Origin of the sequence: Streptomyces sp. NBC_00078, assembly GCF_026343335.1 — a bacterium.
Classification (GTDB): domain Bacteria; phylum Actinomycetota; class Actinomycetes; order Streptomycetales; family Streptomycetaceae; genus Streptomyces.
This window is the reverse complement of the sequence record NZ_JAPELX010000001.1, coordinates 1468676-1481260: the sequence shown is the minus strand read 5'-3', so window position 1 is coordinate 1481260 and position 12585 is coordinate 1468676. Positions and strand designations below refer to the sequence as shown.

Sequence of the window (12585 nt, the reverse complement as noted above, 5' to 3'; positions counted from 1 at the left end):
TGTCACCCAGCGTTTCGTCATCTTTGACGCGCAGTAACGGTACGCCTGGCAGGCCAAACGCGTACACTACAGCCCTTTCGCCTCGGATGCTAAATCCTCTTCGGAATCGGGTTGCCCGCCTCCAAGATCGCCTGCCGCACCGGAACCCTCGCGAGCAGGGCGAATCCGATGACGAAGAAGGCCACGAGCGAGATGATCGCGTCGCGGTAGCTCCCCGTCAGCTGGTAGGTGATCCCGAACAGAAGCGGGCCGAGCCAGCTCATACCCCGGTCGCTCATCTCGTACGCCGAGAAGTACTCGGCCTCTTGGCCGGGTGGGACGAGATGGGAGAAGAGGGATCGGGACAGGGCCTGGCTGCCGCCCAGGACGAGGCCGATGCCGGAAGCCAGGACGAAGAACCACACCGGCGCGCCGGCCGGCAGGAAGTACCCGGCGGCCAGAATCAGCGTCCAGGCCGCCAGTGAGCCGAGGATCGTGCGCTTGGCTCCGTACGTCCGGGCGAGTCGGCCCATCCCCAGTGCGCCCGCCACCGCCAGGACCTGGACCATCAGGACCGCCGTGATGAGCGTGGACTGGCTCAGGCCCAGTTCCTCGGAGCCGTACACCGACGCCTGCGAGATCACCGTCTGGATGCCGTCGTTGTAGATGAGGTAGGCCAGGAGGAAAGCCAGGGTGAGCGGCTTGCCCCGCATGTTCCGGAGGGTGGCTGCCAGCTGCCGCCATCCGTGGACCGTGGGCGCCGTGGATGTCGTGCGGCGGTCGCGCAGCCGCTTCAGCGGGACGAGGGTGAAGGCGCCCCACCACAGTCCCGCGGAGGCCAGACAGATGCGGACGGCCGTCGACTCGGAGACCCCGAAGGAGTCGTGCGCCGTGAACAGGACGAGGTTCACGATCAGCATCGACGAGCCGGCCGCGTAGCCGAAGGCCCAGCCCCGGGACGAGACCCGGTCGCGGTCCTCGGGCGGTGCGATCTGGGGGAGGTAGGAGTTGTAGACGACCATCGAGACCGCCACGGCCGAGTTGGCGACGATCAGCAGAAGGCCGCCCAGCAGGTAGCGGTCCCCGGACAGGAAGAACAGGCCGGTCGTGGCCGCCGCCCCGACGTAGGCGCAGGCGGCGAGCATCGGCTTCTTCCGCCCGGTGCGGTCCGCGGCCGCACCCACCAGCGGCATGACGAAGATCGACACGATCACGGACGCGGAGACGCAGTACGCGAAGAACGAACCGGCCCGCACCGGGATCCCCAGCGGGTGCACGAACCCGTCCGCGCCCGCCGCCGACTTGGCCACCGACGTCAGATAGGGGCCCAGGAACACGGTGAGCACGCTCGTCGAGTAGACGGAGCAGGCCCAGTCGTAGAAGTACCAGCCGCGTTGCTCGCGCTGCCGGTCGATGGCTTCCGTCCGCACGGTGTCGGCGCTCACCCGTGCCCTCGCTTCCCCGCTGAAGTGCCGTGCCAAGGATCGGGGGGCGGGGGCCGCCGGGCGCTCAGGCCCAGACGCCGCGTTCTTCCATGACCTTGCGCAACGTGTCGATGTGATCGGTCATGATGCCATCCACTCCCAGGTCCAGGAGCCGGTGCATGCGATCGGGTTCGTTGATGGTCCACACGTGCACCTGCAGCCCGCGCGCGTGGGCGGCGCGGACGAAGCGGTGGTCGACGACCTGGATGCCGGACTGGGACTCGGGCACCTGCGCCGCGACCGCGGATGCGCGCAGCGCCGCAGGGACGCCCCAGGAGCGCAGCCGGAGGTTGAGGACGCCCCGGGTGCCGTACGACGTGGCCAGGCGCGGCCCGGCCAGCCGCTGGGCGCGCAGCACGCGGGCCTCGGAGAAAGAGCCGACGCAGATCCTGTCCCACGCGTGCGTGCGCTCGATCAGGTCCAGGAAGGGGTGCAGCGAGGCCTCCGCCTTGAGGTCCACGTTCCAGCGCACCTCGGGAAGGGTCTCCAGCAGCTCTTCGAACAGCGGCACCGGCTCCTTGCCCGCCACGCGCGCGCGGCTGACGTCCCGCCACGGCAGATCGCCTATCCGCCCCGCGCCGTCCGTGACCCGGTCCAGTGTCGAGTCGTGGAAGGCGACCAGTTTGCCGTCCGCCGTCGTGTGGACGTCGGTCTCGATGTAGCGGTAGCCCGTTGCCACCGCCCGCCGGAACTGCAGCACGGTGTTCTCCAGGCCGTCCGCGGCCCCGCCCCGGTGGGCGAAGGCGATCGGGCCGGGATGGTCGAGATAGGGGTGGCGTATCCGCGTGGTCACGGACGCAGTATCGCGTCCTGCGGTTGCCCTTCGGCAACGACTGTGCTGCTGTCGGATGCCGGCGGGACGTCGAACATCCGCAGGAAGAACTGGGCGAGCGGGCCGATCGACACCGCGTACAGGACGGTGCCGATGCCGACGGTGCCGCCGAGCGCGAAGCCGGTCGCGACGACGGCCACCTCGATCGCCGTACGCATCAGCCGGATCGAGCGGCCGGTGTGCCGGTGCAGGCCGGTCATCAGGCCGTCGCGCGGGCCGGGGCCGAAGCGTGCGGAGATGTAGAGGCCGGTCGCCACGCCGTTGAGCAGGATCCCGGCAACCAGGAGCGGGATACGGACGGCCAGGGAGTGCACGTTGGGCACCAGGGCGAGGGTGCCGTCCATGGCGAGGCCGACGACGAAGACGTTGGAGACCGTGCCGAGACCCGGGCGCTGACGCAGGGGGATCCACAGGAGCAGCACCGCCGAGCCCACGATGATCGACTCGACGCCGATCGTCAGGCCGGTGAGCTCGGCCAGACCCTGGTGCAGCACGTTCCAGGGCTCGAGGCCCAGGCCCGCCTCGACGAGGAGCGCGGAGCTCGCGCCGTACAGCGCGAGGCCGGTGTAGAGCTGGATCAACCGTCGCCCGAGACGGCTCTGCGTGGACAAGTGGTGCCCCCAGTGGTGGTAGTGGCCTGCCTCATGACACCCTGTGGCTTGGATACAAGCATCATCCATGGCCAATTCAGGGAAGGTGGACTGATTTCCATGGCGCAGTGGACCTCAGCGATGGGTGCGGCGCAGCTCGCCCGGCTGCTCAGTTCCCAGCAGAACCGCCCGGCGGGCCCCGGCACGCGCCGCCCGCCCGCTTACCGCGCGCTGGCCGACGGTATCCGGCTGCTGGTGCTGGAAGGCCGTGTCCCGGTGGCCGCCCGGCTGCCCGCCGAGCGTGAACTGGCCCTGGCCCTGGCCGTCAGCCGTACGACGGTCGCGGCGGCCTACGAGGCGCTGCGTACCGAGGGATTCCTGGAGTCCCGGCGCGGTGCCGGCAGCTGGACGGCCGTACCGGCCGGTAATCCGCTCCCCGCGCGCGGCCTGGAGCCCCTTCCGCCGGAAGCCCTGGGGTCGATGATCGACCTGGGCTGTGCGGCACTTCCCGCGCCCGAGCCATGGCTGACCCGCGCCGTCCAGGGCGCCCTGGAGGAACTGCCCCCGTACGCCCACACTCACGGGGACTATCCGGCCGGGCTGCCCGCGCTGCGCTCGATGATCGCCGACCGGTACACCGCGCGCGGAATCCCGACGATGCCCGAGCAGATCATGGTGACCACGGGGGCCATGGGCGCGATCGACGCGATCTGTCACCTGTTCGCGGGCCGCGGCGAGCGCATCGCCGTCGAGTCGCCGTCGTACGCCAACATCCTCCAGCTGATGCGGGAGGCGGGGGCGCGGCTGGTGCCGGTGGCGATGGCCGAGGGACTGACCGGCTGGGACCTGGACCGATGGCGGCAGGTGCTGCGGGACGCCGCGCCCCGGATCGCGTACATCGTCGCCGACTTCCACAACCCGACCGGTGCGCTCGCCGGCGACGACCAGCGACGGCAACTCGTGGAGGCGTCCCGCTCGGCGGGGACGGTGCTGATCGCCGACGAGACGATGAGCGCGCTGTGGCTGGACGACGACCTCGACGAGGCAACGATGCCGCGGCCGGTGTGCGCCTTCGACCCCGCCGGGTCCACGGTGATCACCGTCGGATCGGCCAGCAAGGCCTTCTGGGCGGGCATGCGCATCGGCTGGGTCCGCGCGGCACCGGATGTTATCCGCAGCCTGGTCGCCGCGCGCGCGTACGCCGATCTGGGCACCCCGGTGCTGGAGCAGCTTGCCGTGAACTGGCTGTTCAGCACGGGCGGCTGGGAGCAGGCCGTGGAAATCCGGCGCGAGCAGGCCCGGGAGAACCGGGACGCGCTGGTCGCCGCGGTACGGCGGGAACTGCCCGACTGGGAGTTCGAGGTGCCCAGGGGCGGGCTCACGCTGTGGGTGCGCACCGGAGGGCTGTCGGGTTCCCGTCTCGCCGAGGTGGGGGAGCGGGTCGGACTGCGCGTGCCGTCGGGGCCGCGCTTCGGGGTCGACGGCGCCTTCGAGGGCTATGTGCGACTGCCGTTCACCGTGGGGGGCGCGGTGGCGGATGAGGCGGCGGTACGGCTGGCCGCGGCGGCGCGGCTGGTGGAGAACGGCGCGTCGGGTGGCGGCGAACCGCCGCGGACCTTCGTGGCGTAGCTGCTGGGCTGGCTGCTGGGCCGCCGGACGGCAGGACGGTCTGACCTCCGGGCTGTGGGACGGTCGGGTCTTTGGGCTGCCGGGTGGCTGGGTCGTTTGATCGGCGGAGCGCCGGACCGCTGGGCCGTTGGCCCGGTGCCGAGCCGCCGGGCCGCCGTAGCCGTCGCGGCGTGAGCGCTCGTGGCATAGCCGCCGGGCTGCTGGACGGTCGGGCCTTCGGGCTGCCGGGTGGCTGGGCGGCTGGGTCGCTTGGCCGGCGGGGCGCCGGACCGTCGGGCTGTTGGCTGGACAGGTGTCGAGCCGTCGGTTCGAACCGGCGGGGCTGTCGGTTTGCCAGGTGCCGCCGCCATAGCCGCCGCGGCCTGGGCGGTCGTGGTCGCGACGCAGTGCCGCAGCCCACGGCGCTCCGCCACCACGGTTTCTGCGGTTACCGGCTCCGCCTCGGCCTGCTCCGGCGCGGCAGCGCGGGAGCGCCGCGGCCTACGGTGCCTCCGCCACCACGGCGTCCGCCGGTACCGGTTCCGCCTCGGCCTGCTCCTCCTCGACAGCCTCCGCTTCGAGAGCCTTCGCCGCGGCAGCCTTCGTCTCGGCAGGCGTCGCCTCGACCGGTTCCGCGTCCGCCGGGGTGGTGCGTGGCGGCAGCAGTGCGAGCACGGCCTTCCTGTCCGTGTCGCTGGTCGCGTCGTCGTACGGGTCGGGGGTTGACGGAACCTGAAGCCGGTGCACCGGTCCCGCGCCCAGGCGGGCGTACCCGCGGCCGGGCGGCACGTCGGCGGCCGGCGTCGTGGCCGGGAGGGCGCCCAGGGCCCCTGCCAGCTGGTCGGCCGTGGCGGGACCCAGAACGACACGCGCGCGTGTGTGCTGTCGTACGGCATCGCTCAGCGCGTCGGCGTTGTCCAGCTGGTCGGCCACCACCACCGTCACGTTCGCCGCGCGGCCGTGCCGGAGGGGGACCTGGAGCAGGGACTGCGGGTCCTGTCGGCCGTCCGCGGCCGCCAGGTGGGCGAAGGCGCTCGGGCGGTCGAGGAGGAGCCACAGGGGGCGTTTGGTGTCCTCCGGTGGCGGGTGGCCGGCCTGGCGGGCGCGGTTCGCGGCGATCAGGCGCCGCTCCGTCTCGTGGGCGGCCCACTCCAGGGCCGCCAGCGCCCCGGCCAGCCCGCACTCGATCGCCAGGACGCCGTCCCGGCCGGTCAGGCACGCGTACTCGCCGGGGCCGCCCTCGATGATCACCACGTCGCCGTGCTGCAGCGCCTGGAGGGCGATGGAGCGCAACAGGGTCGAGGTGCCGCTGCCCGGCTGGCCCATGATCAGAAGGTGCGGCTCGGTGGAGCGGACGCCGGTGCGCCAGACGACCGGCGGGACGTCGCGCTGTTCCTCGCCGTAGCTCAGCGGAAGGGTGCGCCGGACCTGGGTGGGGTCGGTGAAGCCGAGGACCGTCTCGCCCGGCGTTGTGACGAATCGCTGGGCGGCGATGTCGGTGGGCAGTGGGGACAGGACGGTGACGGTGAGCCGGTTGCCCTCCTCGTCCCAGGTGAAGTGGTATTCGCGGCCGCGGCCCGACTTGGCGTGCAGCAGCTGCTCGATCCGGGTGCGGGAGTCGGCCTCGCCGTCCGTGAAGTAGGCCGGGTAGCGGATCACGAGGTGGGTGACACGGCCCGATCCGTCGAACTCGTACGCGGGGAACGCCTTCTCCCACTCGCCGCCGTGGGCGTAGAGGGGGGAGGGGTCCCCCGCGAGTGAGAAGTACGGGACCAGGGCCTCGTACAGCGATTTCAGGCGCTCGGTCTGGGACTCGTCGGGCCCTTCGGGCTTCGACGGCTTGCGACCCTCCCGGCCCTGCCAGGCTGCCGCCGCCATCAGGGTGACGGCGGCGAGCAGCGGTCCGTACGGCACCAGCGCCACGACCAGGACCACCGAGGCCACCAGGAACAGCAGCGGCCCGCGTCTGTCCTTGGGAGTGTCGGCCCATCTGCGCCGCCCGGCCGCAGCCAGCCGGCGCAGTCCGCGGGTGAGCGTGATCAGCGGATGGAGGACGTCGGTGGCGCTGTCGGCCGCCGTCCGGGCCAGATCCCGGCTTCTGGCGATCTGTGCGCTGCCTGTGCTCAGGATGCGGGGGAGGGGGCGCCGAGCCACTGCTGTCTCCTGTTGGTGCGTACGGACGGGAGAAACGGCGTCAGAACTTGATGCCGCCGAGGAGGCTCGCGAGGCTTTCGCCCCCGGCCTTGATGCTCGGGGCGATGGCCGTGCTCGCGAGGTAGAAGCCGAACAGGGCCGAGACCATGGCGTGTGACGCCTTGAGTCCGTCCTTGCGGAAGAAGAGGAAGACGATGACGCCGAGCAGGACGACACCTGAGATGGACAGAATCATTTGAGTTCTCCTGGTTTCACGGGGGACAGTCACCATGAGTACTTCCAGGATCACAGCATGTATCCATACTACAAAAGGTGCAACTGGGTGAAATTCGGTGGATTTACCTCGGATGGTGGTGTGTCTCGGGCGTGTCGTGCGGTTCCTGCGTCCTGTCGGGGCTGGGGTGATCTTTACCTCCGGCGGATCGGGTCATGTACGGCGCGAGCCAGTACCCTTGCGATTCACCTGAACGGTTGCATGGAGAGGCGGTCCGTCCGATGGCTGAAGCCCCCGACCCCGAGGTCGTGGAGCTGGCGACCAAGATCTTTGATCTGGCCCGGCAGGGACAGACCGAGGCGCTTGTGGCGTACGTGGATGCGGGTGTTCCGGCCGGCCTCACCAACGACCGGGGCGACTCGCTCGTGATGCTCGCCGCCTACCACGGGCACGCCGAGGCGGTGCGCGCCCTGCTCGCCCGTGGCGCGGAGGCCGGCCGGGTCAACGACCGGGGCCAGACCCCGCTCGCCGGGGCCGTCTTCAAGGGTGAGGCGGAAGTGATCAGAGTGCTTCTGGAGGGGGGCGCCGACCCCTCCGAGGGGACTCCGTCGGCCGTCGACACCGCACGGATGTTCGGCAAGACGGAACTGCTCGAGTTGTTCGGCGCACACTGATCCGAATGTTCTGACCAGCGAAAACACGGAAAACGGGGGAGGCGGTACAGGGCCGCCGAAATTTCGGTCGCGGCAGGTCGAAGTGCCGAGTCATCATGACGTCGTGATTCACGGACGTGATGGCCGGGCAGGCGTTGCCGCACCGCGCGGGCCGTGATGCGGTCCGCATGGGCCACCGACGAGAGGCAGAGGAAAATGGTCTACAGCAAGCAAGAGACGGCGGGCGCCCCGACGTTGTGTCACGCGGCCAGGTAGTGCGCGGTTCCCGGTTGCGTCGACGCTTGATGTGAGGCTGTTTCCCATGTTCGATCCGGTCATAGCGCCCAGCGGAACCCTGCTCGGCCTCCTCCAGAGGGGCCGTGGCGACGGCACGCTGCACGCACTCACCGCACCGCGCTCCGAGGCGCTCGCGGCTCTGAACCACTGCGTGCTGCGTGATCCCCGCCACGACTGGCAGGTGGAGAACCGCTCCCTCTACTACGCCCGTCTCTACCTCGACCTGAACGGCGAGCTGGACGAGATCGAGGCGCACCTCTTCGACGTCGAGGACGTCTTCGACACCGAGGAGTCCCGCACCGGGCTTGCGCTGGCCGTCCTCGGCCACCTCGCCTCGTACGGCAGGCTGGACGCGCTCGAACTGCTGCGCCGTTACGCCGCCTCCGGCTCCAACTGGGCCTGGGCCCTGGACGAGCTGGCGCTGCGGGACGACGACGCCGGCCTGCGGGCCCTCGCGGCGCCCGTGCTGGCCCGCTTCGCCGCCGATGCCCAGGGCGAGGCCGAACTGGCAGCCGTGGTCCGCGACTCCTTCGAGCCCCGGCCGTGGCGGCTGTGGGCCGAGGATCCGCGTGAATCGATCTCCACGCGGGTGCGTGCCGCCCAGGAGACCGGCTGTTTCGACCGCTGGCAGCGGCAGATGCGACCATCCGGGCCCCGTCCGGGGTGGAGCGTGCAGGCCGTGTTCGAATGGGCCCAGCAGGGCATCGAACGTGGCGCCGCGCTGCACGTCCCGGCCGCCCGCTGCCTCACCGCCGTCGCAGGCCCCGAGGACCGGCCCGAGATCGTGCAGGCCGCCAAGGACGGCACCGACGGAGCCCGCTGTACAGCGCTTCGCTATCTGGCCGACAGCAATGATCGGGACGCCCTCGACCTGATCGAGGTCGCCGTGGTCACCGGCTCGGCGGCCGTCGCGGAGGCCGCCGTCGACGCCTTCGAACGGATGCGCAATGTCGCCGCCGTCGACCGGGCCCGCGGCTGGGCCCACCGGCCCGACCCCCTCGGCGCCGCCGCCGGCCGCATGCTCGCATGCCGGGGCGGCATGGAGGACAAGGACCTGGTCCTCGGCGCGCTGCGCGAAGCCGTACGGGGCGAGGGGCCGGACGCCCCGACCCTGTGGACCCTCGTGGACGGCACCGGCCGGCTGGGCATCGCCTGCGCCGCCCCCGTGCTCCGCCACATCTACCGCGAGACCGCCTCCTCCCATCTCCGCGGCCGGGCGGCCCGCGCCCTCGCGGCCACCGATCCCTCCTTCCCCGCCGGCTTCGCCGTCGAGTGCCTCTGGGACTGCGAGGAGACCACCCGCGAAATCGCCGCCCGGCATGCCGAAACCGGTGACGCCCGGGTCGTCGAGCAGCTCCGTCGGCTCGCCGCCGATCCGGCCGAGGAAGCCGAAGTGCAGACGGCCGTACGAAGCCGCATCGCACCCGAGGGACCCGCTGTCTGAACCGGTCACGCAGATGTACACAAGGTGGCGGCACGGCTGCCGGATGAACAGCGGATGACCCGCGGGTCAGGCGGTCATGGACACGGCCTGACCTGCTCGGGTGTGCAGGGGAACGCTCACGGGACGTTCACCGTTCGCAAAGATCCACGTTGACGCGACCACGTCCAGCAGGGCGAGAACACGGGTATGCGTGTCGTCATCGTGACCGAATCCTTTCCCCCCGACGTGAACGGCGTGGCCCACTGCGCGCTCCAGACCGCCCGGCACCTCGTAGATCGCGGTCACTCTCCGCTCGTTGTCGCCCCGGCCAGCACCGCCCTCATCGGGCGGGCCGGTACCGGGCCCGATGCTCAGGCGCCGTGCCCCGTCGTCCGAGTCCCCTCCCTGCCGCTCCCGGGCTACCCCCAGGTCCGGGTCGCCCTGCCCAGCCGCCGCCTCGCCGCGGCCGTCGTCGAGCACCGGGCCGACGTCGTCCACCTGGCCAGCCCCTTCGTCCTCGGCGTCCGCGGCATGGCGGTCGCCGCCCGCTTCGGCGTCCCGGCCGTGGCCGTCTACCAGACCGATCTGGCCGGATACGCCCGCACCTACATGGGCGCAGGCGAGGCCGCGGCCTGGCGGCGCATCCGTTCCGTCCACTCCGCCGCCGACCTCACCCTCGCCCCCTCCAGCGCCTCGATGCACGACCTGGAGACCCACGACGTGCCGCGGGTCAAGCTGTGGCAGCGCGGCGTGGACACCGTCCGTTTCCGCCCCGACCTGCGCGACGAGGCCCTGCGCCGCGAACTCGCCCCGAACGGCGAGGTGATCGTCGGCTACGTCGGCCGGCTCGCCCCCGAGAAGCACATAGAGCTCCTGGCCGGCGTGTGCGGCCTCGAAGGAGTGAAGGTCGTCGTCGTGGGCGACGGTCCGAGCCAGCCGGCCCTTGCGGAGGCACTGCCGGGGGCGGTCTTCCTCGGCCGCCGTACCGGCGACGAGCTCGCCCGGATCTACGCCTCGCTGGACGTCTTCGCGCACACCGGTCCCTTCGAGACCTTCTGCCAGACCGTGCAGGAGGCCATGGCGAGCGGCGTCTCCGTCGTCGCCCCGGCCGCCGGCGGGCCCCTCGACCTGGTCGCCAACGGGCACACCGGGCTGCTGGTGGCGCCCCACGATGCCGACGCCGTACGGGACGCCGTGCGGTCCCTGGCCGCCGACCCGGCACGGCGGGCCGCCTTCGGCGTCACCGCACGCGCCACGGTCGAGGGCCGCACCTGGGCGGCCGTGGGTGATCAGCTGATCGGCCACTACGCGGATGTGCTCGCCGCGCGGAAGAAGACGGCGGTGGCGGCATGAGTTCTCTGCGGATCGTGCGCCTCGCGAACTTCGTCGCCCCCTCCTCCGGCGGTCTGCGCACCGCCCTGCGGGAGCTGGGCAAGGGCTTCAAGGCGGCCGGACATGAGCCGGTGCTCATCGTCCCCGGTGAGCGCGCCGACGACCGCGACACCGAGCAGGGGCGTGTCATCACCCTGCCTGGGCCGCTGCTGCCCGGCACGGGCGGGTACCGGGTGCTCACCGACAAACGGCGCGTGGCCCGGCTCCTGGAGGAGCTGGCGCCCGACCGCCTGGAGGTCTCCGACCGTACGACCCTCAGGTGGACCGGAAAGTGGGCGCGGCGCGCCCGTGTGCCCGCCGTGATGGTCTCCCACGAGACCGCCGACGGCGTCCTGCGCACCTGGGGCCTGCCGGAGGGGGCGGCCCGGCGCGCCGCCGACGCCCTCAACGTCCGTACGGCACACACGTACGCGCGCGTGGTGTGCACCACCGAGTTCGCCGAGCGCGAGTTCGTGCGGATCGGCGCCCGCAACGTCGTACGCGCCCCGCTGGGCGTCGACCTGGTCGAGCGGCGTCCCGCGCTGCACGACCCGGGGCTTCGCGCACGGTACGCGCGCGTGGACGAGTCGCTGCTCGTCACCTGCACGCGGTTGTCCGTGGAGAAGCGGCCCGGCACGGCGCTGGACGCCTTGGAGGCGCTGCTGCGACGGGGCCGGCGGGCGGTGCTGGTGGTGGCCGGGGACGGGCCGCTGCGCCCGCGGCTCGCACAGCGGGCGCGTGAGCGCGGGTTGCCCGTCACCTTCCTCGGACATGTCTCCGACCGCGGCGAGCTTGGCTCGCTCCAGGCCTCCGCCGACGTGTGCCTGGCGCCCGGGCCCGCCGAGACGTTCGGACTGGCCGCGCTGGAGGCGATGGCCTGCGGTACGCCCGTGGTGGTGAGCACGTCGTCCGCGCTGCCCGAGGTGATCGGATCCGCCGGCGCCGTCGCGGCGGACCACGGGGACGCGTTCGCGGACGCCGTCGACATGCTGCTCGAACTCCCCGAGCGGGAGCGGCGCGAGACGGCACGCGCGCGTGCGGAGTGTTTCAGCTGGAACACGGCCGTGGACGCATTCCTCGCCGCGCACGACGCGACGGTACCGGTGCGTCGTTTCGTGCCCGGGGGCGTGGCATGAGACCGGTACGTTTCGTGGCCCTCGGGGACTCGCTGACCGAGGGCGTCGGCGATCCCGTCGCAGACGGGTGGCGCGGCTGGGCCGCGCTGCTCGCCGGCGGGCTGGCCATGGAGTCCGTCGAGTTCACCAACCTCGCGGTGAGCGGGGCGCAGACCCGTGAAGTGCTGGAACTGCAGACGCCGGCCGGCCTCGCGCTGAAGCCGGACGTCGCGTCCGTGGTGATCGGCGTCAACGACACCCTGCGGTGCACGTTCGACATCCATGCCGTCGCCGAACGGCTCGACAAGGTGTATGCCGCCTTCACCGGGCAGGGCGCGACCCTGCTCACGGCCTGTCTGCCCGACCCGGGCTCGATGCTCGGCCTGCCGGGTTCACTGGCCCGTCCGCTGGCCCGGCGGCAGCGGGCGGTCAACCGGGTGGTCCACGCGCTGTCCGAACGCTACGGGGCCGTCCATCTGCACGCGGCCGAGGAGGACTGGATCACGGACCGTGCGATGTGGAGCGCGGACCGGCTGCACCCGGGCGAGCGGGGACACCGGCAGCTGGCGGCGCGCTTCCACTCGCTGCTGGCGGAAGAGGACCGTGCCACGGGCACCGCGCCCTCGTCCGAGCCGGAGTACCCCGTGCCCACCAGGTCGGCGAGCATGGTGTGGCTGGCCACGGCGGGCACCGCGTGGTTGGCCCGGCGGTGCACCGACCTGCTGCCGCAGCTCCTGCGTCTCGCCGCCGACGAGATGCGGCACCGGGTGCGGGGGACCAGCGCGCGGCTGGATCTGCGGGCCGCTGCCGCAGTCTCCGCGGCCTTGGCCGCGGTGTCGGTCGAACAGCCGGACGTGGCGTGAGC

At 72.0% G+C, this 12585-nt stretch carries 11 protein-coding genes; 6 read left to right on the top strand and 5 right to left on the bottom strand.

Going from position 1 to position 12585, the window contains the following annotated elements:
* Positions 1-89: 89 nt before the first annotated feature.
* From OOK07_RS06845 to yczE, 3 genes are all read right to left on the bottom strand, one after another.
* On the bottom strand, positions 90-1424 hold the full coding sequence (locus tag OOK07_RS06845) for an MFS transporter (protein WP_266795529.1): 1335 nt from the start codon (positions 1422-1424) through the stop codon (positions 90-92).
* A 64-nt stretch (positions 1425-1488) separates the two neighbouring features.
* Positions 1489-2256: a glycerophosphodiester phosphodiesterase family protein gene (locus OOK07_RS06840; protein WP_266795527.1), complete on the bottom strand. Its 768-nt coding sequence runs from the start codon at positions 2254-2256 to the stop codon at positions 1489-1491.
* Positions 2253-2906 (bottom strand): membrane protein YczE, encoded by a 654-nt coding sequence (gene yczE, locus OOK07_RS06835; RefSeq protein ID WP_266795525.1) that lies wholly within the window; start codon positions 2904-2906, stop codon positions 2253-2255. The genes OOK07_RS06840 and yczE overlap by 4 nt, the downstream gene beginning before the upstream one ends.
* A gap of 99 nt (positions 2907-3005) precedes the next feature.
* Between yczE and OOK07_RS06830 the strand changes: the two genes are divergently transcribed.
* On the top strand, positions 3006-4514 hold the full coding sequence (locus OOK07_RS06830) for an SCO1417 family PLP biosynthesis transcription factor (RefSeq protein WP_266677878.1): 1509 nt from the start codon (positions 3006-3008) through the stop codon (positions 4512-4514).
* A 480-nt stretch (positions 4515-4994) separates the two neighbouring features.
* Here OOK07_RS06830 and OOK07_RS06825 read toward each other — a convergent pair whose 3' ends face one another.
* Together OOK07_RS06825 and OOK07_RS06820 are read right to left on the bottom strand one after the other, a co-directional pair.
* Positions 4995-6647, bottom strand: a complete 1653-nt coding sequence (locus tag OOK07_RS06825; RefSeq protein WP_266677876.1) for an ATP-binding protein — start codon at positions 6645-6647, stop codon at positions 4995-4997.
* 40 nt (positions 6648-6687) lie between these two features.
* Positions 6688-6882 carry a hypothetical protein gene (locus OOK07_RS06820; protein ID WP_266677874.1) on the bottom strand — a complete coding sequence of 65 codons (195 nt, stop codon included), beginning with the start codon at positions 6880-6882 and terminating at the stop codon, positions 6688-6690.
* Positions 6883-7142: 260 nt separating this feature from the next.
* Here OOK07_RS06820 and OOK07_RS06815 point away from each other — a divergent pair, with 260 nt between their 5' ends.
* The 5 genes from OOK07_RS06815 (at position 7143) to OOK07_RS06795 (ending at position 12583) form a co-directional block, all read left to right on the top strand.
* The gene (locus tag OOK07_RS06815) at positions 7143-7535 is read left to right on the top strand and encodes an ankyrin repeat domain-containing protein (protein ID WP_266795522.1); all 393 of its coding nucleotides are present in this window, start codon (positions 7143-7145) and stop codon (positions 7533-7535) included.
* A gap of 301 nt (positions 7536-7836) precedes the next feature.
* The gene (locus OOK07_RS06810) at positions 7837-9255 is read left to right on the top strand and encodes a HEAT repeat domain-containing protein (protein WP_266795521.1); all 1419 of its coding nucleotides are present in this window, start codon (positions 7837-7839) and stop codon (positions 9253-9255) included.
* Between the two features lie 186 nt (positions 9256-9441).
* Positions 9442-10587 (top strand): glycosyltransferase family 4 protein, encoded by a 1146-nt coding sequence (locus tag OOK07_RS06805; protein WP_266795520.1) that lies wholly within the window; start codon positions 9442-9444, stop codon positions 10585-10587.
* Positions 10584-11741 (top strand): glycosyltransferase, encoded by a 1158-nt coding sequence (locus tag OOK07_RS06800; RefSeq protein ID WP_266795518.1) that lies wholly within the window; start codon positions 10584-10586, stop codon positions 11739-11741. Before OOK07_RS06805 ends, OOK07_RS06800 begins: the two co-directional genes overlap by 4 nt.
* Entirely contained in the window at positions 11738-12583 is an 846-nt protein-coding gene (locus OOK07_RS06795) for an SGNH/GDSL hydrolase family protein (protein ID WP_266795517.1), read from the top strand. The genes OOK07_RS06800 and OOK07_RS06795 overlap by 4 nt, the downstream gene beginning before the upstream one ends.
* Positions 12584-12585 lie beyond the last annotated feature (2 nt).

Bases quoted from the DNA above. Each gene is read 5' to 3' on its own strand.
- OOK07_RS06830 (WP_266677878.1), top strand. From the start codon at position 3,006: ATGGCGCAGTGGACCTCAGCGATGGGTGCGGCGCAGCTCGCCCGGCTG.
- OOK07_RS06820 (WP_266677874.1), bottom strand. From the start codon at position 6,882: ATGATTCTGTCCATCTCAGGTGTCGTCCTGCTCGGCGTCATCGTCTTC.
- OOK07_RS06815 (WP_266795522.1), top strand. From the start codon at position 7,143: ATGGCTGAAGCCCCCGACCCCGAGGTCGTGGAGCTGGCGACCAAGATC.
- OOK07_RS06810 (WP_266795521.1), top strand. From the start codon at position 7,837: ATGTTCGATCCGGTCATAGCGCCCAGCGGAACCCTGCTCGGCCTCCTC.
- OOK07_RS06805 (WP_266795520.1), top strand. From the start codon at position 9,442: ATGCGTGTCGTCATCGTGACCGAATCCTTTCCCCCCGACGTGAACGGC.
- OOK07_RS06800 (WP_266795518.1), top strand. From the start codon at position 10,584: ATGAGTTCTCTGCGGATCGTGCGCCTCGCGAACTTCGTCGCCCCCTCC.
- OOK07_RS06795 (WP_266795517.1), top strand. From the start codon at position 11,738: ATGAGACCGGTACGTTTCGTGGCCCTCGGGGACTCGCTGACCGAGGGC.